General features: G+C 63.1%; 25 protein-coding genes. 21 read left to right on the top strand and 4 right to left on the bottom strand.

What is annotated here, in order from left to right; genetic code table 11:
• Positions 1–83: 83 nt before the first annotated feature.
• The 9 genes from folK (at position 84) to acpS (ending at position 7,161) form a co-directional block, all read left to right on the top strand.
• Positions 84–650: a 2-amino-4-hydroxy-6-hydroxymethyldihydropteridine diphosphokinase gene (folK, locus tag BUB53_RS14475; RefSeq protein WP_073035499.1), complete on the top strand. Its 567-nt coding sequence runs from the start codon at positions 84–86 to the stop codon at positions 648–650.
• Between the two features lie 98 nt (positions 651–748).
• A complete protein-coding gene (locus BUB53_RS14470; protein ID WP_073035498.1) occupies positions 749–1,966 on the top strand; it encodes a GTP-binding protein in 1,218 nt (405 codons plus the stop codon).
• 1 nt (position 1,967) lies between these two features.
• A complete protein-coding gene (locus BUB53_RS14465) occupies positions 1,968–2,258 on the top strand; it encodes a DUF6525 family protein (protein ID WP_073035497.1) in 291 nt (96 codons plus the stop codon).
• Positions 2,259–2,327: 69 nt separating this feature from the next.
• A complete protein-coding gene (gene rpoZ / locus BUB53_RS14460; RefSeq protein ID WP_073035496.1) occupies positions 2,328–2,687 on the top strand; it encodes a DNA-directed RNA polymerase subunit omega in 360 nt (119 codons plus the stop codon).
• 31 nt (positions 2,688–2,718) lie between these two features.
• The gene (locus BUB53_RS14455; protein WP_073035495.1) at positions 2,719–4,860 is read left to right on the top strand and encodes a RelA/SpoT family protein; all 2,142 of its coding nucleotides are present in this window, start codon (positions 2,719–2,721) and stop codon (positions 4,858–4,860) included.
• Positions 4,861–4,870: 10 nt separating this feature from the next.
• A complete protein-coding gene (locus BUB53_RS14450; protein ID WP_073035494.1) occupies positions 4,871–5,533 on the top strand; it encodes a DUF2062 domain-containing protein in 663 nt (220 codons plus the stop codon).
• A 40-nt stretch (positions 5,534–5,573) separates the two neighbouring features.
• Complete coding sequence (locus tag BUB53_RS14445; protein ID WP_073035493.1) at positions 5,574–6,323, top strand: pyridoxine 5'-phosphate synthase; 750 nt, start codon at positions 5,574–5,576, stop codon at positions 6,321–6,323.
• On the top strand, positions 6,320–6,757 hold the full coding sequence (locus BUB53_RS14440) for an ABZJ_00895 family protein (RefSeq protein WP_073035492.1): 438 nt from the start codon (positions 6,320–6,322) through the stop codon (positions 6,755–6,757). Before BUB53_RS14445 ends, BUB53_RS14440 begins: the two co-directional genes overlap by 4 nt.
• Positions 6,754–7,161 carry a holo-ACP synthase gene (acpS, locus tag BUB53_RS14435; protein ID WP_073035491.1) on the top strand — a complete coding sequence of 136 codons (408 nt, stop codon included), beginning with the start codon at positions 6,754–6,756 and terminating at the stop codon, positions 7,159–7,161. The genes BUB53_RS14440 and acpS overlap by 4 nt, the downstream gene beginning before the upstream one ends.
• A 3-nt stretch (positions 7,162–7,164) precedes the next feature.
• Here acpS and BUB53_RS14430 read toward each other — a convergent pair whose 3' ends face one another.
• Complete coding sequence (locus BUB53_RS14430; RefSeq protein WP_073035490.1) at positions 7,165–7,851, bottom strand: DUF1045 domain-containing protein; 687 nt, start codon at positions 7,849–7,851, stop codon at positions 7,165–7,167.
• 113 nt (positions 7,852–7,964) lie between these two features.
• Between BUB53_RS14430 and BUB53_RS14425 the strand changes: the two genes are divergently transcribed.
• From BUB53_RS14425 to BUB53_RS14405, 4 genes are all read left to right on the top strand, one after another.
• Entirely contained in the window at positions 7,965–8,666 is a 702-nt protein-coding gene (locus tag BUB53_RS14425) for a fumarylacetoacetate hydrolase family protein (RefSeq protein WP_073035489.1), read from the top strand.
• Positions 8,667–8,808: 142 nt separating this feature from the next.
• The gene (locus BUB53_RS14420) at positions 8,809–9,774 is read left to right on the top strand and encodes an SLAC1 anion channel family protein (protein WP_073035488.1); all 966 of its coding nucleotides are present in this window, start codon (positions 8,809–8,811) and stop codon (positions 9,772–9,774) included.
• A 34-nt stretch (positions 9,775–9,808) separates the two neighbouring features.
• The gene (locus tag BUB53_RS14415; protein ID WP_073035618.1) at positions 9,809–10,249 is read left to right on the top strand and encodes a hypothetical protein; all 441 of its coding nucleotides are present in this window, start codon (positions 9,809–9,811) and stop codon (positions 10,247–10,249) included.
• A 167-nt stretch (positions 10,250–10,416) separates the two neighbouring features.
• Entirely contained in the window at positions 10,417–12,150 is a 1,734-nt protein-coding gene (locus BUB53_RS14405; RefSeq protein ID WP_143163233.1) for an IS1 family transposase, read from the top strand.
• 106 nt (positions 12,151–12,256) lie between these two features.
• Here the strand turns inward: BUB53_RS14405 and BUB53_RS14400 are convergent, their stop codons facing one another.
• Complete coding sequence (locus BUB53_RS14400; protein ID WP_073035485.1) at positions 12,257–13,945, bottom strand: acyl-CoA dehydrogenase family protein; 1,689 nt, start codon at positions 13,943–13,945, stop codon at positions 12,257–12,259.
• Between the two features lie 452 nt (positions 13,946–14,397).
• Positions 14,398–15,996, bottom strand: coding sequence for a phosphoenolpyruvate carboxykinase (locus BUB53_RS14395; protein WP_073035484.1), 1,599 nt, complete (start codon positions 15,994–15,996; stop codon positions 14,398–14,400).
• Positions 15,997–16,369: 373 nt separating this feature from the next.
• On the opposite strand from BUB53_RS14395, the gene BUB53_RS14390 reads away from it, so the two are divergent.
• From BUB53_RS14390 to BUB53_RS14360, 7 genes are read left to right on the top strand one after another with little or no spacing between them, the layout of a single operon-like run.
• Positions 16,370–17,071 carry a response regulator transcription factor gene (locus tag BUB53_RS14390; protein ID WP_073035483.1) on the top strand — a complete coding sequence of 234 codons (702 nt, stop codon included), beginning with the start codon at positions 16,370–16,372 and terminating at the stop codon, positions 17,069–17,071.
• The gene (locus BUB53_RS14385) at positions 17,071–18,777 is read left to right on the top strand and encodes a sensor histidine kinase (RefSeq protein ID WP_073035482.1); all 1,707 of its coding nucleotides are present in this window, start codon (positions 17,071–17,073) and stop codon (positions 18,775–18,777) included. The genes BUB53_RS14390 and BUB53_RS14385 overlap by 1 nt, the downstream gene beginning before the upstream one ends.
• Positions 18,778–18,781: 4 nt before the next feature.
• Complete coding sequence (locus tag BUB53_RS14380) at positions 18,782–19,237, top strand: HPr kinase/phosphorylase (RefSeq protein ID WP_073035481.1); 456 nt, start codon at positions 18,782–18,784, stop codon at positions 19,235–19,237.
• A 33-nt stretch (positions 19,238–19,270) separates the two neighbouring features.
• A complete protein-coding gene (gene rapZ / locus BUB53_RS14375) occupies positions 19,271–20,218 on the top strand; it encodes an RNase adapter RapZ (RefSeq protein WP_073035480.1) in 948 nt (315 codons plus the stop codon).
• 5 nt (positions 20,219–20,223) lie between these two features.
• Positions 20,224–20,628, top strand: a complete 405-nt coding sequence (locus BUB53_RS14370) for a PTS sugar transporter subunit IIA (protein WP_073035479.1) — start codon at positions 20,224–20,226, stop codon at positions 20,626–20,628.
• Between the two features lie 8 nt (positions 20,629–20,636).
• Positions 20,637–20,915 carry an HPr family phosphocarrier protein gene (locus tag BUB53_RS14365; RefSeq protein WP_188745010.1) on the top strand — a complete coding sequence of 93 codons (279 nt, stop codon included), beginning with the start codon at positions 20,637–20,639 and terminating at the stop codon, positions 20,913–20,915.
• A 15-nt stretch (positions 20,916–20,930) separates the two neighbouring features.
• Positions 20,931–21,845, top strand: coding sequence for a lysophospholipid acyltransferase family protein (locus BUB53_RS14360; RefSeq protein WP_084729161.1), 915 nt, complete (start codon positions 20,931–20,933; stop codon positions 21,843–21,845).
• Between the two features lie 12 nt (positions 21,846–21,857).
• On the opposite strand, the gene BUB53_RS14355 is transcribed toward BUB53_RS14360, so the two are convergent.
• A complete protein-coding gene (locus BUB53_RS14355) occupies positions 21,858–22,733 on the bottom strand; it encodes a 3-hydroxybutyryl-CoA dehydrogenase (protein ID WP_073035478.1) in 876 nt (291 codons plus the stop codon).
• 160 nt (positions 22,734–22,893) lie between these two features.
• Here BUB53_RS14355 and BUB53_RS14350 point away from each other — a divergent pair, with 160 nt between their 5' ends.
• Positions 22,894–23,733, top strand: a complete 840-nt coding sequence (locus tag BUB53_RS14350; protein ID WP_073035477.1) for a DUF6473 family protein — start codon at positions 22,894–22,896, stop codon at positions 23,731–23,733.
• Positions 23,734–23,829: the final 96 nt, after the last annotated feature.

Below are 23,829 nucleotides of genomic sequence, written 5' to 3'. Positions count from 1 at the left end.
ATGCCGGACGGAACAGTCAGTAAAACTAGGATATCCGGGCGGGAACGCAATAGAAAAGGCCTTGTCCTAAAGGATAGGAAACAATGGTTCAGAAGCAGGGTGCATTGATCGCCATCGGTGGAAATATACCGTCTCGGGCAGGCGATCCTGCCCGGACTTTGCGAGCTGCGTTGCAGCGTCTGAGCGAGTTGGGTGTGCCGGTCGATGCCGTGAGCCGGTTTTACAGAACGCCCTGTTTTCCGCCCGGAGCGGGACCGGATTACGTGAATGCCGCAGCGCGGCTTGCCTATGACGGGGAACCGGAAGATCTGTTGGCGCTGTTGCACGAGGTCGAGGCGTTTCTGGGGCGCGAGCGGGTGCGCAGATGGGGGCAGCGGACGCTGGACCTGGACCTGATCGCCATGGGCGGGACGGTATGGCCGGACAGCCAGACCTATGCGGAATGGCGCGATCTGCCGCTGGAGCGGCAAATGCGGGAGGCCCCCGAAACCCTGATTTTGCCGCACCCACGGATGCAGGACCGGGCCTTTGTTCTGGTGCCGTTGGCGGATATCGCGCCGGACTGGCGCCATCCTGTCTCGGGGCGGACGGTGGCGCAGATGCTGGCGGATTTGCCGGGCGAGAGGCGGGACGAGGTGCGGGCGCTGTAACCTCATGGCGGGGTCGGAAGGGGGGTTGCATTCTTCGGATCGGTAAATGTAATAGTATAACATTACATTTATTGCGATGCGCGAAGGAGACCTGACCCATGCCACAGCCTGACCGACGCCTGCCGGTAACCGTTCTTTCGGGATTTCTGGGGGCGGGGAAGACCACGCTGCTCAACAACGTGCTGAACAACCGCGACGGGCGGCGGGTGGCCGTGATCGTCAATGACATGTCCGAGGTGAATATCGACGCCGATCTGGTGCGCGAGGGGGGTGCGAACCTCAGCCAGACCGAGGAAAAGCTGGTGGAGATGACCAATGGGTGCATCTGTTGCACCCTGCGCGATGACCTGCTGCAAGAGGTGCGGCGCCTGTCGGACGAGGGGCGGTTCGATTACCTGCTGATCGAATCCACCGGGATCGCCGAGCCTTTGCCCGTGGCCGCGACCTTCGAGTTCCGTGACGAGGCGGGCGACAGCCTGTCGGATGTGGCGCGGCTGGATACGATGGTGACGGTGGTGGATGCGGCGAATCTGCTGGCCGACTATTCGAGCCACGATTTCCTGAGCGATCGCGGAGAGGTGGCGGGCGATGGCGACGACCGCACGCTGGTGGATCTTCTGGTCGATCAGATCGAGTTCGCCGATGTCGTCGTGTTGAACAAGGTCGGCGATGCAGGCCCCGAACAAACCAGTGCAGCGCGCAAGATCGTGCGCAGCCTGAATGCGGATGCGCGCCTGATCGAGACGGATTTCGCCCATGTCCGGCCCGAAACGATCTTTGACACGGGGCTGTTCGATTTCGACAAGGCCCATGAGCATCCGCTTTGGGCGAAAGAGTTGTACGGGTTCGCCGATCATGTGCCGGAAACCGAGGAATACGGTGTGACGTCTTTCGTGTACCGGGCGCGGCGGCCGTTCGATCCGCAAAAGGTGCATGCGGTTCTGAACGGCCCGCTGCCGGGGGTGATCCGGGCCAAGGGGCATTTCTGGCTGGCCAACCGTCCCGACTGGGTAGCCGAGTTCAGCCTGGCCGGGGCGCTGTCGAAGGTGGCACCTCTCGGGACCTGGTGGGCCAGCGTCCCGTCCGAGAGATGGCCGGATCATCCGCAGGCGCAGGAGTACATGGCGCGCCACTGGCAGGAGCCGTTCGGAGACCGGCGGCAGGAGCTGGTGTTCATCGGCACAGGCATGGATCGCGCGGCGATCTGCGCGGCGCTGGACGAGGCATTGACGGGATCGGAGACGGCATTCGACCCGCAGGAATTTGTCGGCCTGTCCGATCCTTTCCCGGACTGGCGGCGCGCCGGGGCCGCCTGACATGGCCACGAACTGCCGCAGCACGCTTGGCCGTCGCCGGGTGGCGCGCAGCCCGATGGCCGATTTCGACCGGCTGCCGCCCGCCGCGCGCCGCTGGCTGGCGGCGGCGGTGCTGCCGTGGTCGGCGCGATCCGTGGCGCGTGTCTGGCACAAGGCGCTGCATGAGTCGGGTGGCGACGAAAACGCGGCGCTGGCGTATCTCGACCGTGTCGAACAGGCCCGTCTGGCCCGAGAAACCGCGCGGATATGGGGGCCGCCTGCTCCGGTTTCCGCAGGTCGGGCCGGCGCCTGATTCTCTGCTTGTAAATCCGGGCGCGAGGCCTTAGATAAACCACTTCTGCAGAGATTTATCGGAGGTCCCATGGCCCGCGTTACCACTGAAGATTGCGTTGACAAGGTTCCCAACCGGTTCGAACTGGTCATGCTTGCCGCGCATCGGGCTCGTGAAATCTCGGCCGGTGCGCCGCTGACCGTGGACCGCGACAACGACAAGAACCCGGTCGTGGCCTTGCGCGAAATCGCCGATGAAACCCAATCGGCGGACGAATTGCGCGAACGCCTGATCGAATCGAACCAGACCCAGATCGAGGTGGACGAACCCGAAGAGGATTCGATGGCCTTGCTGATGGGCGGCGGTGAGCCCGACAAGCCCGAAGCCGACGACGACATGTCGGAGGAAAAGCTGTTGCGGGCTCTGATGGAAGCCCAGGGTCAGGGCTGAGCCTGACGACAATTCCGGAGCTGCGGGCGGCATGATTTCGGTTGATGACCTTGTCGCGCTGATCCGCACTTACAACCCCAAGAGTGACGAAGCGCTGATCCGCGCGGCCTATGATTATGGCCGCGACATGCATGAGGGTCAGTTTCGCCACTCGGGGGAACCTTATTTCAGTCATCCTGTCGCCGTGGCTGCGATTCTGGCCGAGCAGCGGCTGGACGATGCCTCGATCATCACGGCGCTTTTGCATGACACGATCGAGGATACCCGCGCCTCCTATGCCGAGGTGGCCAGCCGCTTTGGGGCCGAGGTGGCCGATCTGGTCGATGGCGTCACCAAGCTGACCAATCTCCAGCTGTCCAGTTCCGAGACCAAGCAGGCCGAAAATTTTCGCAAGCTGTTCATGGCCATGTCCAAGGATTTGCGGGTCATTCTGGTCAAGCTGGCCGACCGGCTGCACAACATGCGTACGATCAAGGCGATGCGCCCGGAAAAGCAGGCTCAGAAAGCGCGCGAGACGATGGATATCTTCGCGCCACTGGCGGGCCGTATGGGCATGCAATGGATGCGCGAGGAACTGGAGGATCTGGCGTTTCGCGTGCTGAACCCGGATGCGCGCGCCTCGATCATCCGCCGCTTTATCACCTTGCAGAAGGAAACCGGCGATGTGGTCGAGCACATTACCGGCGACATGCTGCACGAACTGGACAAGGCCGGGATTCAGGCCGACGTGTTCGGACGCGCCAAGAAGCCCTATTCGATCTGGCGCAAGATGCAGGAAAAGGAGATGGGATTTTCCCGTCTCAGCGATATCTACGGCTTCCGCATCATCACCCGGAGTGAGGCGGATTGTTATGCCGCGCTTGGCGCGATCCACCAGCGTTGGCGCGCCGTGCCGGGGCGGTTCAAGGATTACATCAGCCAGCCCAAGTCGAACGGATACCGTTCGATCCACACAACCGTGTCGGGGCGCGACGGCAAGCGGGTCGAGGTGCAGATTCGCACGCAGGCCATGCATGACGTGGCCGAATCGGGCGTGGCGGCGCATTGGTCCTATCGTGACGGTGTGCGCGTGGAGAATCCGTTTGCCGTTGATCCGGCCAAGTGGATTTCCGGCCTGACCGAGCAATTCGATGCCGAGGAAGATCACGAGGATTTTCTCGAAGCGGTCAAGCTGGAGATGTATGCCGACAAGGTGTTCTGCTTTACCCCCAAGGGGGATGTGGTGAAACTGCCGCGTGGCGCGACGCCGATCGACTTTGCCTATGCCATTCACACCCGGATCGGCAATGCCACCGTGGGCGCCAAGGTGGACACGATGCGCGTGCCGCTGTGGACCCGGATCAAGAACGGCCAGTCGGTCGAGATCATCACCGCCGGCGGGCAGACGCCACAGGCGACATGGCTGGATATCGCCACCACCGGCAAGGCGCGTTCGGCCATCCGCCGCGCCCTGCGCGAGCTGGATCGCGACCGTTACATCAAGCTGGGCCGGGAACTGGCGCGCTCGGCGTTCGAGCATGTTGGCAAAAAGGCCACCGACAAGGCGCTGGACTCTGCGGCGACGACCTTGCGGGTCAAGGGGCGGGACGAGGTGCTGGCCCGTCTGGGCAGCGCCGAGTTGACGGCGCGGCAGGTGGTGCATGCGGTCTATCCCGACCTCGCGCCGAAGGATGCCGAAGAGGTGGGCCGCGACCGGGCGGTGATCGGTCTATCCGCCGATCAGAGCTTCGAGCGCGCCCGCTGTTGCCAGCCGCTGCCGGGCGAGCGTATTGTGGGTATCACGTATCGTGGGCGCGGCGTGGTGGTGCATGCGATCGACTGCGAGACGCTGTCCGCTTATGACGATCAGCCCGAACGCTGGCTGGATCTGCATTGGCATGCGGGCAAGCATCCGGCAGCCTATGACGTGACGCTCGATATCACCATCGGCAACGATGCAGGTGTGCTGGGTCGGATTTGCACATTGATCGGCGAGCAGAAGGCCAATATCTCGGACCTGACATTCGTGGATCGCAAACCGGATTTCTTTCGACTGCTTGTCGATGTCGAACTGCGTGATGCCGAGCATCTGCATGGCGTGATTTCGGTTCTGAACGCGGAAAGCGATGTTGCCGAAGTGGAACGCCGCCGCGATCCGCAAAGAGCCGGGGTGTCGAGCGCCCCAGAACGCTAGGAGCACACAGGTGGTCTTTAAACGCCGAGACAGACGTCCGATCTGGCAGATCGTGGCAGACTTCTTCTGGCCGCGCGGCGGCTGGGGGCGGGCGTTTCGGTATGTTCGCCACCGTCTGCACCGTCTGCCCGATCCGCCGCACCGGATCGCACGGGGTATTTTCGCGGGCATCTTCGTGACCTTCTCGCCCTTGTTCGGCTTTCATTTCCTGTATGCGGCGACGCTGGCCTGGGTCCTGCGCGGCAATATCGTTGCCGCCTTGCTGGCGACCTTCGTGGGCAATCCGCTGACCTTCGTGCCGATCGGGGCGATGTCGTTGCAAACCGGGTATTTCCTGCTGGGCATGCATCACGGGTCCGCGGATGAGGTGCATCGCTCCCTTGGCGGGAAATTCGTGGATGCGGGGCGCGACCTGAAGGACAATCTCTGGGCCGTTTTCACGGATGCGCCGGTGGATTGGAGTCATCTGCACCTGTTTTATGACGAGGTGTTCTTTCCCTATCTGATCGGCGGCATGCTTCCCGGCCTGATCGCCGGGCTGGCGGGGTATTACCTGAGCCTGCCGGTCATCCAGGCCTATCAGAATCGCCGCAAGGGCGCGCTCAAGGCCAAATGGGCCGCGATCCGGGAAAAAGCCGCGCAAAAGGCTGACGCCAAGAACAATCAGGACTAGTCTGAGCGACGACTCGGGACGCTCAAGGAAAGGCTGTGCGATGGCGACGACGGAAAAGCTGCGGTTGGGGGTGAATATCGATCATGTGGCCACCGTGCGCAACGCGCGCGGCGGGGCCTGTCCCGACCCGGTGCGCGCGGCCAAACTGGCCGAAGAGGCCGGGGCGGACGGGATCACCGCGCATCTGCGCGAAGATCGCCGCCATATCGTGGATGCCGATATCGAGGGGCTGATCGCGGCGCTGGAATGTCCGTTGAATTTTGAAATGGCCGCCACGGCGGAAATGCAGGCGATTGCCCTGCGCCACAGGCCGCATGCCGCGTGCATCGTGCCCGAAAAGCGCGAGGAGCGCACGACCGAGGGTGGTTTGGACGTGGCGGGGGATGAAACCCGGCTGGCCGGTTTCATTGCGCCCCTGCGCGAGGCCGGGTGCCGTGTCTCGTTGTTCATCGGTCACGAACCGCGCCAGATCGAGGCAGCCGCGCGGATCGGTGCGGCGGTGGTCGAGCTGCATACGGGTGCCTATTGCGATTTCCATGCCGAGGGGGATTTTGCCCGCCGCGACGCCGAGTTGGAGGCGCTGCGCGAGGGTGCGGCGCTGGCCCATTCGCTAGGGCTGGAGGTGCATGCGGGGCATGGCCTGACCTATGACACCGTGCAGCCCGTCGCGGCCATGCCCGAGGTCGTCGAGTTGAATATCGGGCATTTCCTGATTGGCGAGTCGATTTTTCGGGGTCTTGGGCCCGCGATTGCCGAAATGCGCCGTCTGATGGATGAGGCGCGGGCGTGAACTACCTGCGCTATGCCATCGTTTTTCTGGTCGTCGCGCTTGGCGTGGCTCTGGCCGTGGCCGGGCTGAATGCGCAGGTGGATACGCAGCTTGGATCGTCGGCGCAGTTGATGGTCCCGGCGATGATCGCGGCGGTGATCGAGGGGCAGCAGTTCGCCCGCAAAACGGGGCGCAAACCCGATACGGGCGAGGCGTGGCGCTTTACCTGGGTGGCCGGTGTGATCGCGGTGGGGCTGAACATGGCGCTTGCCTATGGCGCGGCGGGGATCGCGTCCGAGTTCGGCAAACTGGCCATCGCGCCCGCGTTGTCCAAACAGTTCCTGATCCTGCTGGGGCTCTATGCCGGGGGATATGTGATCTGTAACCGGCTGTTTCTCGGTCTGGGTGCGGGGAACCAGCTGACCCTGATGCGTGATCGGGACGGAACGGAATGATCCTTGGTATCGGCACCGATCTGGCGAATATCGACAGGATCGCCGGAACGCTGGAGCGGTTCGGCGACCGGTTTCGCAACCGGGTCTTCACCGAGACCGAACAGCGCAAGGCCGAACGCCGCGCCGATGTGGCGGGCACCTATGCCAAAAGGTGGGCCGCGAAAGAGGCCTGTTCCAAGGCGCTTGGCACCGGGTTGCGCATGGGGATCGCGTGGAAGGACATGGCGGTGACCAATCTGGATACGGGGCAACCGCGGATGCATGTCACTGGCTGGGCGGCGGATCGGCTGGCGTCGATGACGCCCGCGGGGCACGAGGCGATCATCCATGTCACCCTGACCGACGATCACCCCTGGGCGCAGGCCTTTGTGGTGATCGAGGCGAGGCCATTGGCCGGCGGCTGAGCGTCAGCCGGTCAGCTCGTGCCGGGCGATCAGGTGAAAGCGCCCGTCGTCGGCCTCGCCCATCAGGCTCAGGGTCGCGATGCGGAACGGTTGCGGCAGAAGCGGGGCGAGATGCGGCTTTAGCACCTGTGCGGTCTGGCGGGCCTGCGCCTTGGGCAGTTTGCCGGTCAGGGTGATGTGAAAGCGGAAGGAATCCATCACGTAAGGGTATCCCCATTGCAGCAACAGCGCGTCCTGTTCGGGGCTGAGATTCGCCGTGCGGCGGCGGGTCAGTTCGGCCTCGCTCAGGGGGGCGCGAAAGGCATCGAGTATGCGCACCGCGCTTGCGGCCAGGGCGTTGAGCGCGGTTTCGTCCCCTTCCGGGCGCAAGGCCAGAAAGCGGCCAAGCTGCGCCAGTTCCAGCCCGTTCAGTGTGACGGCGGGCTGATCCGCGCAAAAGGCCGCGAGCGCGTCGTTCAGGGCATTTTCGGTTGTGCCGGGCGCCAGACGGAAGGGCGGTTTGATCGTGGCGTGCAGCCCGTATTTGCGCGGGGTGTCGGTGATGTGTTCGACAGGCAGGGGCAGGCCGTCAATGCAGGGATGCGTCATGTCCTGCCCGCTGGCCGCATCCCAGCCCAGCCATGCCGCGGCGAATTCGGTCAGCGGGCCGGGCTCGGGGAGGTAGTAGATTGCGTAGCGTTTGAAATTCATGGGCTGTCTTCTGCTGAACGCGCGTAACGCCTTCATGACACAGGATGCATGCCGCGCCAATCGGATGCGGAGATCGCTTTGACAGGGGGCGGAGCAGGGCGCATAATGGCAGCATGAGTGATGACCTGCTGTTCGATCTGCCCGCCACGCCCCGTATTCCGGTTGCCGGGAGCGACCGCGCCTTTCCGGTGCGGCGTATCTTTTGCGTCGGGCGCAATTACGCGGCCCATGCCGCCGAGATGGGCAATCAGGTGGATCGCGAAGCGCCGTTCTATTTCACCAAATCCGCCCATGCGCTGTGCCTGACCGGGGGGCGTATCCCTTACCCTCCGGGGACCGGGGATTGCCATTACGAGATGGAGTTCGTTGTCGCCATCGGTGCGCCTGCGTTCCGGGTCGGCAAGGCCGAGGCGATGGAGGCGGTGATGGGCTATGCCTGCGGAATCGACCTGACCCGGCGTGATTTGCAGGCCGCCGCCAAGGACAAGCGCCGCCCGTGGGATCTGGGCAAGGATTTCGAGAATGCCGCGCTGATTGCGCCGATCACGCCGGTGGCGGAGTTTGGCCGGATCGGTGATCAGCGGATCATGCTGGAGCATGACGGGGCCGTGGTGCAGGACGCGCGGCTGAGCGATATGGTCTGGTCCGTCCCGGAACTGATCGCGCATCTCTCGGGGTTCTATCATCTTGCGCCCGGTGATCTGATTTATACGGGCACGCCTGCGGGCGTCGGGCCAATCCGGCCCGGCAGCCGGTTGAAAGGTGCGGTCGAAGGGCTGACCCCTGTCGAGGTGGGCATCGCACCGGCCGAATGAGCGCCGCATGAGCGGATATCCGGGCATGTTCTCGTCATAATTGTATTTCGAAGGCTATTTTTCCCAAAAGGTTTGATCTGGATCAACGAGACTTGGTCTCTATATATGCTGAATACGGAATGTATATTTACGGAGCCGCAAGATGAGCGAGCAGACGCATTCCGCACTGGAGCATTTTCCGATCACCTTCTTCACCACGGTGATGGGTATGTCGGGGCTGACCCTGGCTCTGCATGCGGGTGAGCAGGCGCTTGGCCTGACGGATGTGACGTCAAGCGTCGCGCTTGCGGCCACGGTGGCGCTGTTTGTCGTTGTCGCGCTGACCTATGCGGCCAAGGCGCTGCGCTATCCTGGCGCGGTGGCGGCGGAGTGGAACCATCCGGTCAAACTGGCATTCTTTCCGGCGGTGTCGATTTCTTTGCTGTTGATGGCCACGGCGATGCTGGGCCGGTTTCCCGGCGTGGCGCAGGGCATGTGGCTGGTGGGTATGCTGTTGCAAGGGCTGCTGACCGTTCTGGTCGTCACCGGCTGGATCAGCACGCGCTCTTTCGTGCATGGGCATCTGTCGCCTGCGTGGTTCATTCCGGCGGTGGGCAACGTGATCGTGCCGATTGCCGGGGCGCAGATGGGATATATCGAGATCAGCTGGTACTTCATGTCCATCGGACTGATTTTTTGGGTCGTCCTGCTGACGCTGGTGATGAACCGGCTGATCTTTCACGATCCGTTGCCGGAACGTCTGCAACCCACCCTCGTGATCCTGATCGCGCCTCCGGCGGTGGGGTTCCTGGCGTGGCTGCGGCTGAACGGGGGCGTGATAGATCCTTTTGCCCATATCCTGCTGAACGCAGCCTATTTCTTTACCCTGCTCGTGGCCGTGCAACTGCCGCGCATCCTGAAGCTGCCCTTTGCGATGTCTTTCTGGGCGCTCAGTTTCCCGGTGGCGGCGGTGACCATCGCCAGCTTTGCCCATGCGGGGGCGGCCCGATCGGGATTTCACCAGATGTTGGGCATGGTGCTTCTGGCGGGGCTGATCGTGATCATCGCGGCCCTGATCGTCCGTACCGCGCGCGCGGTGATCGCGGGGGCCGTGTTCCAACCCGAATAACTGTTACTCACCCCAACCCTGAAAGAGGTTCATGATGAAAAAGACCCTGACTGCCGTAACGCTGGCCGCTGCCACCGCCTTTGCTGGTGCCGCACAGGCCGATGATGCCAAGAAACTGGTGACGGTCGTCACCACCGCCGATGCGCAGACCCAACTGATGTCGATGGTGCTGACCATGCAATCGGTTCAGCAGGGCGCCAGGGCGCAGATCCTGTTGTGTGGCCCGGCGGGTGATCTGGCCCTCAAGGACGCTCCGGCCAGCGCGACCGCCCCGCAAAAGCCCAATGACATGAGCCCGCAGGGCCTGATGAAAATGATCATGGAAAAGACCGATACCACGGTTGAAGTTTGCGCGATCTACCTGCCGAACAAGGGTGTCGATGCGTCGGCCCTGCTGGATGGCGTCACCGCCGCCAAACCCCCGGCAATGGCTGCCGCGCTGATCGCGGACGACACCACCGTCCTGAGTTTTTGATCGGGTTCCCCAAGTGCTTTAACGAGTATCCCGGTCCAGGAAAGGGGCGTCCGGATCATCCAAGCCCCTTACCAGATGTGTTGAAGAAAATGCTTCGGTTGGCCACAAAGTGGCCAACCTTATCCTTAGAAACTTGACCTGAACGAATCCACGAATGGAGATGTCAGGTGAAGTCCGTCTCGCAAAAATCTGCGACAGGCCCGAAACGGCGCCTTCCTCTCCCGTTTTTCGGAGTGGATGTGAACTTTTGCCGGAACGCGCAATGCGCCCATTTCGGTGTTCGCCCCGATCCCCGTGATGGCCGGGGCCTCAGGCTCTCGGCTGTGAATGCCAACTTTCCTCGCGGGAAAGTCGGAGGCACCGGCGACGACAAATACTTCGAATGCGGATATTGCGGCCAGGAGTCTGTCGTCAAAAACAACCGAGCTATCGTAGAAGAATACACACGCCTGCGGCGATTGCAATGCTTCCACGGTATGGGCAAGTCGTGCCCAAATGCTGATTGCCTTTCACACGGGAAAACGGTGGATAAAAGACCTGATCTCTACTGGAGGACGGGGCGGACTAAAGCTGGGCATCAGCGATACGCCTGTAAGAAATGTCGATCGACATTCACCATTGGCCATCCGGCCCGCAATCATCGACGCCAATCCAAGAACGGGCAGATCCTGAAACTGCTCGTTCACGGAACCTCCCTGTCGAAGATCACGGAGATCGCCGATGTCGCGCCGCGTGATGTCTATCGGAAGATCGACTTCATCTACGATCGGGTTCGAGAGTTCACTGATCGGCGGGAAGGCGATCTCCGCGATGTCGACTGGGAGAGATATGGCCGCCGCTTTGCGACGGACAGCCAGACGCTGACCCTCAACTGGCCCAACCGCAAGAAGCGTGCTTCCGTGTCCGTGCAGCACCTCTGCACCGCGCACGCGAACTCCGGCTTCATCGTCCTCGGGCATCTCCAGTTCGACCCTACGGGCGATATGAGACAGATCGAGGCCGACATGTCGGCCAATGGAGATCTGGCAAAGGACCGCTGCTGGCGGCACCACGGACGTCTCTGGACGGCCTCCGAGTTCAAGAAATATCTCGACGACATCACCGCAGGCGTCGAGATCGACCCCGAGATCCTCGCAGATGTCGATCTGGGTTTACAACTGCCGCATGTAGGCGGCCTCGTGCGCCAAGACATCCAGCAGTTTGCTCACGCGCTGATGCTCCGCCGAATGGTGTCGAGATCCGAAAGCCGCTTCTTTTTCGTTCAGGACGGCGACGCCGGTCTCAGCAAGGCTTTTCTCGCAGCCTTCGCGCCGGAGGTCGCGGTGGGTCGGGTGGATGTGGCAACAGTGTCCTTCGCCAAATACGAGTTCAACGACGCACGCGAGGCTCTCTATGCCCAAGGGCGCCGAGACTTGCGGAATGATCTCAACCTGACCGCACATCAGCTCAACAGCCTGCCGGAGTTCGTGCTGAACGAGGAAATCGACAGGGAGATCGTCAAGCGTCTCGCCGGCAGGCCTATCGGCTCTCCCTTCGATTGGCCGTATCACACGAAGTCCGAACCTTCCCGGGCCGTTGATCTCAAGACGGACCGACCCGAGCTCTCAACAGAGCGATGCGCGAGATTGATGCGTCTCGCCACGCTGCGGAGCGTGGACAGCTATTTCCACAAGATTCGCAGCAATGTGCGGCCAGCATCCCGGCCAGTCTCGACGCCAAGCGCGAATGGCCGAACCTGGGATCGGCACTTCCTCTACAAGCCGGAGATGCTGGTCAAGATCATCGAGATCTACCGCTTTCACCACAACTGGATGGGATCACGGGACACAAAACGAACCCCGGCGATGAAACTCGGCCTCGCTAAGGGCAAAGTCTACGAGCGGGATCTCTTCGGAGAATGAATAAAAAGCGCGCTGCCATTGGCAGCGCGCAATCTTCCACACATCCGGTAAGGGGCTTGCGGATCATCCGGGCGCCCTTTTTCGTTGTGTCGGTTAAGGCGGGCCGTCAGGCCAGAAGGCGGCGGGCGATGACCTGAGCCTGGATTTCCGCAGCCCCCTCGAAGATGTTGAGGATACGGGCGTCGCACAGGATGCGGCTGATCGCGTATTCCAGCGCAAAACCGTTCCCGCCGTGGATTTGCAGGGCATTGTCCGCCGCCGACCATGCCACGCGCGCGCCGAGCAGTTTGGCCATCCCGGCCTCGAGATCGCAGCGGTGGCCGTGATCCTTTTCCCAGGCGCTGAAATAGGTCAGTTGGCGGGCGATCATGATCTCGACCGCCATCATGGCCAGCTTGCCGGAAACGCGCGGAAACTCGATCAGGGATTTGCCGAACTGTTTGCGGTCCTGTGCGTATTGCATGCCCACGTCCAACGCCGATTGCGCCACGCCGATCGCGCGCGCTGCCGTTTGAATGCGGGCGGATTCGAAGGTTTCCATCAGCTGTTTGAAGCCTTTGCCCTCTTCCCCGCCAAGCAGGTTTTCGCCCTTCACATGGAAGTTGTCGAAGCCCAGTTCGTATTCCTTCATGCCGCGATAGCCCAGAACCTCGATCTCGCCGCCGGTCATGCCTTCGGTGGGGAAAGGGTCCTCGTCGGTGCCGGGGGTCTTTTCGGCCAGGAACATCGACAGGCCGCGATGGTCGGTCGTGTCGGGCTTGGTGCGGGCCAGCAGGGTCATTACATGGGTCCGGGCGGCGTGGGTGATCCACGTCTTGTTGCCGGTCACTTTCCAGTCGCCGTTTTCATCCTTGACCGCGCGGGTGCGCAGGCTGCCGAGATCGGAGCCGGTGTTGGGTTCGGTAAAGACCGCTGTCGGCAGGATTTCACCGCTGGCAATGCGCGGAAGCCATTGGATTTTCTGGTCGTCCGTCCCGCCGGCGAGGATCAGTTCTGCGGCGATTTCCGACCGCGTGCCAAGCGAGCCGACACCGATATAGCCGCGCGACAGTTCCTCGGACACGACCACCATCGAGGCCTTGGACAGGCCGAACCCGCCAAGGTTTTCAGGGATCGTCAGGCCGAACACACCCATGCCGGCGAGTTCGTCGATGATGTCCATCGGGATCAGTTCGTCCTTGAGATGCCAGTCATGTGCATGGGGTTCGACCTTGTCGACCGAGAAGCGGCGGAACTGTTCGCGGATCATGTCGAGCTCTTCGTCGAGCCCGGTATGGCCGACGGTGACATCGGCATTGCGTTCCTGCATCAGTTCGACCAGACGGGTGCGCGCGGCCTGGGTGTTGCCGGAGTGCATGAGCGTGAGGGTTTGCGGCGTGTCCAGCGCGGCCATGTCATCCTGCGTCAGGCCCAGATCGGTCAGGCGCACCATTTCGCCCTGGTTCATCTGGATGCCGCCACGGATCTGGCTGAGGTATTCGCCAAAGGCGATCTGGTGGATCAACTGCTCCACCTCGCCGAATTTTCCCATATCGGTCAGTCGCTTGGCCCAGTTCTGCATCTGGCGCAGGGACTCGACATAGGTGGCGAGCCATGCCAGCCCGTGGGCTGCGAACTGGTTGGCCTCGACCGCGGCGCCATCGACGCGGTCTTCGACCAGGACCATGTCGCGCAGGTGGTCGCGGGCTTTTGCCAGAACGGTTTCCGCCGGGGAAACGGAGGCCTCGGTCAGGCCGAGAAGGTCATTCAGAATGATCGGGTTTGCCATTGCTGCGTCCTGTCCATCATGCGCCATGAATCAATCCTCTTTTTGTCGGGACTGTCCTATCCATTTTGCAGGTGCAGCGCAACTATTATGCCATTATAGCTGCTATTTTGATTGAATATTGCTTGCCGAATTTTGCAGATGCGGCAAGAGAGCTGGCGCGGTGCAGGGGGAGTTTCGTACGTTTTGTACGAGGTGTACGCGCGTTTTGTACGAAAATCGGGGCTGTGCCGGAAAATTGCGTCCATCAGGGACGCATCGGGAGCCGTCCGCCGCGCCCTTAACCCGTTTGCAACCTTTCCCCGGCATCGTGGTGCTGCGCGCCCGAGTCGGCCCGATGGCGCGCATGGCGGTCACGATAGCGGAGGTGCGGCAAGAGGAGATAAATCACGATACGGCCACAGGCGCGGCCGGACATGAAAAACGCCCCGGCCATCGGACCGGAGCGTTTGAAGATCGATATCGCCGCGCGCCGCGTGGCGTCAGCCGAGTGCCGCCGCTTTCACGTCGTCGTCGATATAGGGGACGTATTGTTCGAAATTGTCGGCGAACATCTGCACCAGCTTGGCGGCCTGGCGGTCATAGGCTTCGGGATCGTCCCAGGTGCGGCGCGGGTCCAGCAGAACCTCGGCCACGCCGGGCACGGCCACGGGCACGTCAAAGCCGAAATTGTCGTCCTTGCGGAACTCGACCTCGTTCAGCGACCCGTTGAGCGCGGCGGTCAGCAGGGCGCGGGTGGCCTTGATGGGCATGCGCGATCCGGTGCCGTAGGCCCCGCCGGTCCAGCCGGTGTTGACCAGCCAGCAGGTTGCGCCGTGCTTGGCGATCTTGTCGCGCAGCAGGTTGCCGTAGACCTCGGGGCGGCGCGGCATGAAGGGCGCACCGAAGCAGGTGGAGAAGGTCGGCTCGGGTTCGGTCACGCCGCGTTCGGTGCCGGCCACCTTGGAGGTGAAGCCCGACAGGAAGTGATACATGGCCTGCGCCGGGGTCAGCCGCGCGATCGGAGGCAGAACGCCGAAGGCGTCGCAGGTCAGCATGATGACGTTCTTGGGGTGCCCGCCAAGCGCCGTGCCGGACGCGTTCGAGATGTATTCGAGCGGATAGGCGCAGCGCATGTTCGCGGTGAGCGAATCGTCGTCGAAATCCAGTTCGAGCGTTTCGGGATCGAACACCATGTTCTCGATCACGGTGCCGAACTTGCTGGTGGTCGCGTAGATTTCCGGCTCGGCCTCGGGGTTGAGGTTGATGGTCTTGGCATAGCAGCCGCCTTCGAAGTTGAAGGTGCCGCGCTCGGACCAGCCGTGTTCGTCATCGCCGATCAGCGTGCGCGCGGGATCGGCCGACAGGGTGGTCTTGCCGGTGCCCGACAGGCCGAAAAACACGGCGGTGTCCACCGGGTTGCCATCGGCATGGTTGGCCGAGCAGTGCATCGGCATCACGCCTTTTTCGGGCAGCAGGTAGTTGAGCAGGGTAAAGACCGATTTCTTGTTCTCCCCCGCGTATTCGGTGCCGCCGATCAGGATGATCCTGCGGTCGAAGTTCATCGCGATCACGGTCTCGGAGCGGCAGCCGTGTTTGGCCGGGTCGGCCTGAAAGCTGGGGCAGTTGATGACGGTGAAATCGGCGGTGAAACTGTCCAGCGCGTCGCGGTCGGGGCGGCGCAGGAGGTGGCGGATGAACAACCCGTGCCACGCCAGTTCGGTGACCATGCGCACGTTGATCGCATGGGCGGGATCGGCCCCGCCGGTGAGATCCTGCACGTAACAGGTGCCGCCCTGCATATGCGCGAGCATGTCGTCGTACAGGGCATCGAACCCTTCGGGCGACATTTCGGCGTTGTTGTCCCACCAGATCGTATCGGCGACGCTGTCGGTCCTGACGACGTGCTTGTCCTTTGGCGAGCGGCCGGTGAACTTGCCGGTGGTCACCAGAAGTGCGCCGCCATTGCCAAGGGTGCCTTCGCCGTTCTTCAGCGCCTGTTCGATCAGCGCGGGCTCGATGAGGTTGTAATAGACATTTCCCAGCCCGGTGATGCCTTGATCCTCAAGCCGGAATTGCGGGTTGACCCGTCCAGATGTCATGTCTTTCACGCTCCTGTTCGCGGTGGCCGGCCAGTGCGGCGGCCTTGGTCCGTAGTGCCGGTGCGGCACCGGTATGGCAGTGCATGCCATGCCCTGGCGGCCTCATAACATGACGTTTCCGTAAAAGAACAGGACGCTTTAGCGCAGTTAGCGCAACCACGCCCAAGTTAGCGCAACCAGACATGTGTTAGCGCAAGCATACGAGCCGTGCCGTATGACGGGTGAGTCAATTAAGTCATTATCAAGAATTTTTTGGCTCAATATTGTGGCGCGAACGGGCCGATTCGCACTTTGGGATTGATTGTAAAGCACGAAACCGCGCATATTGGCGAAAAAAAACAACAACAAACAGAGCAGTACAAGGAACGGTGACATGTCGAAGATCGCCCTGGTGGACGATGACAGGAATATTCTGACATCGGTTTCGATGACCCTCGAGGCCGAGGGTTTTGAAGTGGACACTTATAATGACGGTCAGCAGGCCTTCGATGCCTTCAGCAAGAAACTGCCAGACATGGCGGTGCTGGACATCAAGATGCCGCGCATGGACGGCATGGACCTGTTGCAACGGCTTCGGCAGAAGACCTCGATGCCGGTCATTTTCCTGACCTCGAAAGACGACGAGATCGACGAGGTGCTCGGGCTGCGCATGGGCGCGGACGATTACGTGAAGAAGCCGTTCAGCCAGCGTTTGCTGGTCGAACGCATCCGCGCGCTGTTGCGGCGGCAGGATGCGGTGGCCGGCGAGGTGGTGGCCGATACCGAAGACACCAAGGTGATCGAACGCGGCCAGCTGCGGATGGACCCGTTGCGCCACGCGGTCAGCTGGAAGGGCAAGGACGTGTCGCTGACGGTGACGGAATTCCTGCTGTTGCAGGCACTGGCGCAGCGCCCCGGTTTCGTGAAAAGCCGCGATCAGCTGATGGATGTGGCCTATGACGATCAGGTCTATGTGGACGACCGCACGATCGACAGCCATATCAAGCGCCTTCGCAAGAAGTTGCGCATGGTGGATTCCGATTTCTCGGCGATTGAGACGCTGTACGGGATCGGCTATCGGTATAACGAAGAGTAATGGCGCTGGCCGAGGGCATCGACATGCGCGACACCGCGCATCGGCGGGACGACGATGTTGTTCTGGGCGACGATTTCGTGTCGCCCGACAATGTCACGGATTCGGAACTGCGTTCGCGCCGCGAGCGCAGGGGGTTCCGCACGGTCAAGAATTCGTCGCTGACCCGTAAGATCATCACGTTCAACCTTGTCGCGCTCAGCGTGCTGCTGACCGGAATCCTGTATCTCAATTCCTCGCGCGACAGTCTGGCGTTGCAGCGGGCCAGCAATCTTGTCAGCGAGGTCGAACTGGTCGCCGACGTGTTCGAGGTGCAATTGCCCGCCGGCGCGCCGGTGAACCTGATGACCGGCGACGGGATCGACGTGGCGGGCACGCTGGCCGGGCTGGATATCCGGCAGGGGGTCGAGGTGTTCGTGTTCGACGCCGACGGCGCGCTGGTGGGGCAGTCGGTGGGCAGCCGCCCCGGCGTGATGGACCGCGAACGGTTGCAGCGCACGATCATCACCGACGCGCTGAGCCGGGTCTGGGATTGGGTATCGGCCCCGTTCGCCCTGTTCGGGGGCGATGCGCCGACGACGGTTCTGGATCAGGTGCAGGGGCTGGTGCCCGCGACGCTGAGCGAGGGTGCGCAGACCGCCGCCAGCGAGGTGAACGAGCGCACCGTGTTCTCGGCGGCGACGCAGGTTCTGCAAAACGGTGCGCCGGTGGCCGTGGTGGCCATCGCCAACGCCACCGGCGAGATCGACCTGCTGGTGAGGGCCGAGCACGAATGGGTGCTGCGGGTGTTTCTGATCGCCACGGCGGTGTCGGTGGGGCTGAGCCTGATCCTGGCCTCGACCATCGCCAACCCGCTGGCCGATCTGGCCGCGGCGGCGGAGATCGGCGGCGACCGCAACCGTCACAAGGGCGGCGGGCGCATTCGCATCCCCGACCTGACGGCGCGCCCCGACGAGATCGGCCGCCTGAGCGGCGCGCTGCGCGGGATGGTGTCGGCGCTGTATCACCGGATCGACAGCAACGAACAATTCGCCGCCGACGTGGCGCATGAGATCAAGAACCCGCTGGCCAGCCTGCGCAGTGCCGTGGGCACGATGCGCGTGGCCAAGCGCGAGGACCAGCGCGAGAAGCTGCTGGAAGTGATCGAGCACGACGTGCGGCGGCTGGACCGGCTGGTCAGCGATATTTCGAACGCGTCGCGGCTGGACAGCGAGTTGGTCAAGGAAGAGCAGGAGCCGTTCGACCTGATCGGGATGCTGCGCAACCTGGGCCATTACCTGGGCGAAGAGGCCGAGAAGAAGGGGATCGACTTCATCACCGATTTCCCCGCCGACGCCATCGTGATCACCGGGCTGGAGGCGCGGCTGGCGCAGGTGTTCGTCAACCTGATCACCAACGCGATCAGCTTCTGCGAGGATGGCGATGCGATCCGGCTGTGGGTGCGCAAGCGCGAAAACCGGGTGCTGGTCGTGGTCGAGGATACCGGCCCCGGCATTCCCGACCAGGCGCTGACCAAGATCTTCAAGCGGTTCTATTCGCAGCGCGCGGAAAGCGATTTCGGCAACAATTCGGGCCTTGGCCTGTCGATCTCGAAACAGATCGTCGAGGCGCATGACGGTGTGATCTGGGCCGAGAACATCCGCCCGACCGATGCCGATGTCACCTCGGACCCGCTGGGCGCGCGTTTCGTCGTGGGCCTTCCGGTCTGATCCCGTGACGGGGCGTGACAGCGGAGCCTCCGCCGACGCCGCCGGGCCACTCATCCTGCATGCCACCACGGTCGCGGCCAATGGCCGCGCGGCGCTGATCCGGGGCACCTCGGGGAGCGGGAAATCGGGGCTGGCGCTGGCGCTGATCGGGCTGGGCGCGGGGCTGGTGGCCGACGATCGCACCCGGCTGCGGCGCACGGGCGATCAGGTGATCGCGGACGCCCCCGAGGCGATCCGGGGCCGGATCGAGGCGCGCGGCGTCGGTATCATGGGCTGCCCCGCAGCCGGGCCGGTGCCGCTGGCGCTGATCGTGGACATGGACCGCCCCGAGCCCGAGCGCCTGCCGCCATGGGGCGAGGAAAAGGTGCTGGATATTTCGCTGCCGATCCTTGGAAATCCGGGGCACCCCCATTTTCCTTCGGCGATATTACTATATCTTATGTATGGGCGGGTCGACTGACGGGCGAGGTGACCGAACGAAAGGGGGCCGTTGATGAGCAGTACAGCACAGCCAGATCCACCGGCCACGGGCAAGCCCCGGCTGGTTCTGGTCACCGGCCCGTCGGGCGCGGGCCGCAGCACCGCGATCCGGGCGCTGGAGGATATGGGCTATGAGGCCATCGACAACCTGCCGCTGTCGCTGTTGCCCCGGCTGCTGGAAGGCGACACACCGGAAAAACCGCTGGCGCTGGGCGTGGATACGCGCAACCGGGATTTCTCGACCAATGCCCTGATCGAGGTGATCGACCGGATGGACGGGTTTTCGGGGACGCCGATGCAGGTTCTGTATCTCGATTGCAATGCCGAGGTGCTGCTGCGGCGGTTTTCGGAAACGCGGCGGCGTCATCCGCTGGCTCCGGCGGAAAGCCCCGGCATGGGGATCGCGCGGGAATTCGATCTGCTGGGGCCGGTCCGGGCGCGGGCGGATATGCTGATCGACACATCCGAGATGTCGCCGCACGACCTGCGCGCGGAACTGGAGCAATGGTTCGCCCCGGACGGCCAGAGCCGCCTGGCGGTGTCGGTGCATTCGTTTTCCTACAAGCGCGGGCTGCCGCGCGGGCTGGACATGGTTCTGGATTGCCGGTTTCTGCGCAATCCGTACTGGGAAGAGGCGCTGCGCGACCTGAACGGGCGCGATGCAAGGGTGGCGGCATATGTAGAGGGCGATCCGCGCTTTGCCGCGTTTCGCGACAAGGTGGTCGATCTGGCCGGTCTGCTGCTGCCGGCCTATGAGGCCGAGGGCAAGGCCTATCTGGCGATCGGGTTCGGCTGCACGGGCGGGCAGCATCGCAGCGTCACGATGGCAGAAACTTTGGCCAAGGCCCTTGCGGATGGCGGCTGGGCGGTGTCAATAAGGCATCGCGAGCTGGAACGGAGGGGGGCAGTGGCAGGCCCGCAGGCCCCGGTTCAGGACAGTTTCGGCAATGTAGGAGAGTGACGGCTTTGATCGGCATCGTGATCGTGGCGCATGGTGGTTTGGCTCGGGAATATCTGCGGGCGATCGAACATGTTGTCGGCCAGCAGAAGGGCATTGTTGCGATCTCGATGGAAGACGCCGAGGATCGCGCAGGCAAGCAGGCCGAGATATGCGCCGCCGCCGACGCGGTGGATACCGGCGACGGTGTGCTGATCGTGACCGACCTGTTCGGGGGGTCGCCCTCGAACCTCTCGCTGAAGGCGTGCCGGCCCAGTGACCGGCGCATTCTCTACGGGGCCAACCTTCCGATGCTGATCAAGCTGGCCAAAAGCCGCCATCTGCCGGTGCAGGAGGCCGCCCGCAGTGCATTGGACGCCGGGCGCAAGTATATCGACAGTCATAACGTTTCGTGCAGTGAAGCAGACAGGTAGAAGAGTTCATGTCCGATACGATCACGCGTCGACTGGAAATCGTCAACGTCAAGGGGCTGCATGCCCGCGCCGCAGCCAAGCTGGTGGAGGTCGTCGAAGGGTTCGACGCCACCGCCGAAGTCAGCCATGATGGAATGTCTGCCGGAGGGGACAGCATTATGGGGCTTTTGATGTTGGCAGCGTCGCAAGGAACCACTATTGACGTGCAGACTTCGGGGGCGGACGCCGAGGCGTTGGCCGATGCGGTGCAGGCGCTGGTGGCGAACCGGTTCGGAGAGGACATGTAAGGCGAAGGCGCGACGATGCGCGACGAAACGGGAACGGATCAGGTGGTTGACGGCGCAAAGGATCAGAGTGGCGGACAACCCGGCGAAACGGTGAACTTCACCAAGTATGACCGGCGCAGCCTGACCTATGCCAATTCCTTCGACTCACCGGCGACGGCGCTGACCATCCGGACCATCGAATGGTTCACCGGCAAGCTGTCGATCCTTCGCATGATCAAGCAGTTCGAGCGGCGCGGCGCGCCCACCGGGCAGCCGTTCTGGCGCGCGGCGCTGGACACGATGGGGATCGATCTGCAAACCCCCGACGCGCAGCTTGAGCACATCCCGCGCGAGGGACCGGTGGTGGCGGTGGCCAATCATCCCCATGGTCTGGTGGACGGAATGATCCTGGCCGACCTGATCGGGCGGCGGCGCACCGATTACAAGATCCTGACGCGCGCCCTGTTGACGGGGATCGACGAGGTCGCGGCCTCGTACATGATCCCGGTGCCGTTCCCGCATGAACCGGATGCGCAGCGCAAATCGGTGGAAATGCGCGCCAAGGCGATGGCCCATCTGAAAGAGGGCGGGCTGATCAGCGTGTTTCCCTCGGGGGTGGTGGCCTCGTCGGATTCGATGTTCGGGCCGGTGATCGAGCGCGAGTGGAACGTGTTCACCGCGCAGATGATCCGCCGGTCGGGGGCGACGGTGGTGCCGATCTATTTCCCCGGTGCGAATTCGCGCTGGTATCAGGTGGCCAACCGGCTGTCGCCGACGCTGCGCCAGTCGCTGTTGCTGCACGAGGTCGTGCACAGTTGCAACAGGCCGCAGAAACCGGTGGTGGGCCCGCCGGTGCCGGCGGACAAGATGGCGATGCTGCAAAGCGATCCGCGCGGTTTCATGGCGTGGCTGCGCGAACATACGCTGTCGCTGGGCCGGGACGGGGGCTGAACCCCGCCGGGATCAGCGCGTGGGCACCGGCGTTTCGCCCCGGTAATCGTAGAATCCGCGGCCCGTCTTGCGGCCCAGCCAGCCGGCCTCGACATATTTCGTCAGCAGCGGGCAGGGGCGGTATTTGGTATCGGCCAGCCCGTCATGCAGCACGTTCATGATCGCAAGGCAGGTGTCCAGCCCGATGAAATCGGCCAGTTCCAGCGGCCCCATCGGGTGGTTCGCGCCCAGCTTCATGGACTGGTCGATGGAGTTCACGTTGCCGACGCCCTCATAGAGGGTATAGACCGCCTCGTTGATCATCGGCATCAGGATGCGGTTGACGATGAAGGCGGGGAAATCCTCGGCCGAGGCGGCGGTCTTGCCCAGCTTTTCCACCACGGCAAGGCAGGCGTCATAGGTTTCGCGATCAGTGGCGATGCCACGGATCAGTTCCACCAGCTGCATCACCGGCACCGGGTTCATGAAGTGGAACCCCATGAATTTCTCGGGGCGGTCGGTGCGGCTGGCCAGCCGGGTGATCGAGATCGACGAGGTGTTCGACGTCAGGATCGTGTGCGGCTGAAGATGGGGCAGCAATTCGTCGAAGATCGCCTGTTTGACGGTTTCGCGTTCGGTGGCGGCCTCGATCACCAGATCGGTGGCGCCCAGATCGGTCAGCGTCATGGTGGTGGTGATCCGTGCGAGGGCGGCCTCCATCTCATCGGCGCTGATCCTGTCGCGGCTGACCTGACGATCCAGGTTCTTGCGAATGGTGGCCAGCGCGGCCTCGAGCGCGTCGGCGCTGATGTCGTTGAGCCATACGTCGTAGCCGGCCAGCGCCATCACATGGGCAATGCCGTTGCCCATCTGCCCCGCGCCGATGACGCCGATTTTACCGATCTCCATGTCGCCTGCCTTTCGCTGTGACCTGCGTCACAATAGGCGTGGCCGGGGGCGGGCCGCAAGGGCCGGTGATGCCTAAAATCCGATGCAAATTCTTCCCTTAGAGAAATCTCAACATGCGTCGGCGACTCTGCTGTCGGGTGACAAAACATGGTGGGTGAAAATGAGTTACGAACCCTTGGGGGGGCGGGCGCCCCTTGACTACTGCCCGTGCCGGTATCCCGGCTCGAAACTGACGTTTCGCGGGCCGCGCCGCGCGCTGACGGGCGATTACATCGTCTTTCTGGGCGGCACGGAAACCTATGGCAAGTTCATACGCGAGCCGTTTCCGGCGATGATCGGGCGGCACATGGGGGAAACCTGCGTCAACATGGGCTGGCCCAATGCCGGGCTGGACGTGTTGCTGAACGATCCGGGCATGGCATATGCGCGGGCCGGGGCGCGGGCCGTGGTGCTGCAAGTGCCGGGCGCGCAGAACATGACCAACCGGTTCTACGGCGTACATGCGCGGCGCAACGACCGGTTCGTGAGGGCCACGGACGCCCTGATGCGCCTGTTTCCCGAGATGGATTTCACCGAATTCCACTTTACACGCCATATGCTGCGGCGCTTGCAGGCGGTCTCACCCGAGCGGTTCGATCTGGTGCGCGAGGAGTTGCGCACCGTCTGGGTGGAGCGCATGGTGGAGCTGATCGGGCGCGACGGGCCGCCGGTGATCCTGCTATGGTTCGCCGCCCGCCGTCCGGGGCGGGATTGCGACGGCGCGGATGTGGCGCAGGACCCGGCCTTCGTGACGCGGCCGATGCTGGAAACGGTGCGCGGCCAGGCGGCGCATCTGATCGAGGTGACGGCCAGTGCAACCGCGCTCAGGACCGGGACCAGCGGCATGGTGTTTTCACAAATCGAGGCCCCGGCCGCCGGGGAGTTGCTGGGCCCGGCGGCCCATGTGGAGGCCGCGCTGGCGTTGATCCCGGCCTTGCGCGGGGTCATGGCCCGGAGATGAAAAAGGCCCGCCGGTCTGGCGGGCCTTTCGGGATGTTCGGGGGCGCCGGTCTCAGAGTTTCTCTGTGAGTTCCGGGACGGCAGTGAAGAGGTCTGC

The organism is Roseovarius pacificus (genome assembly GCF_900142665.1).
GTDB lineage: Bacteria > Pseudomonadota > Alphaproteobacteria > Rhodobacterales > Rhodobacteraceae > Roseovarius > Roseovarius pacificus.
Note: the sequence above shows the minus strand (reverse complement) of the source record. Positions and strands in the feature narration are given on the sequence as shown.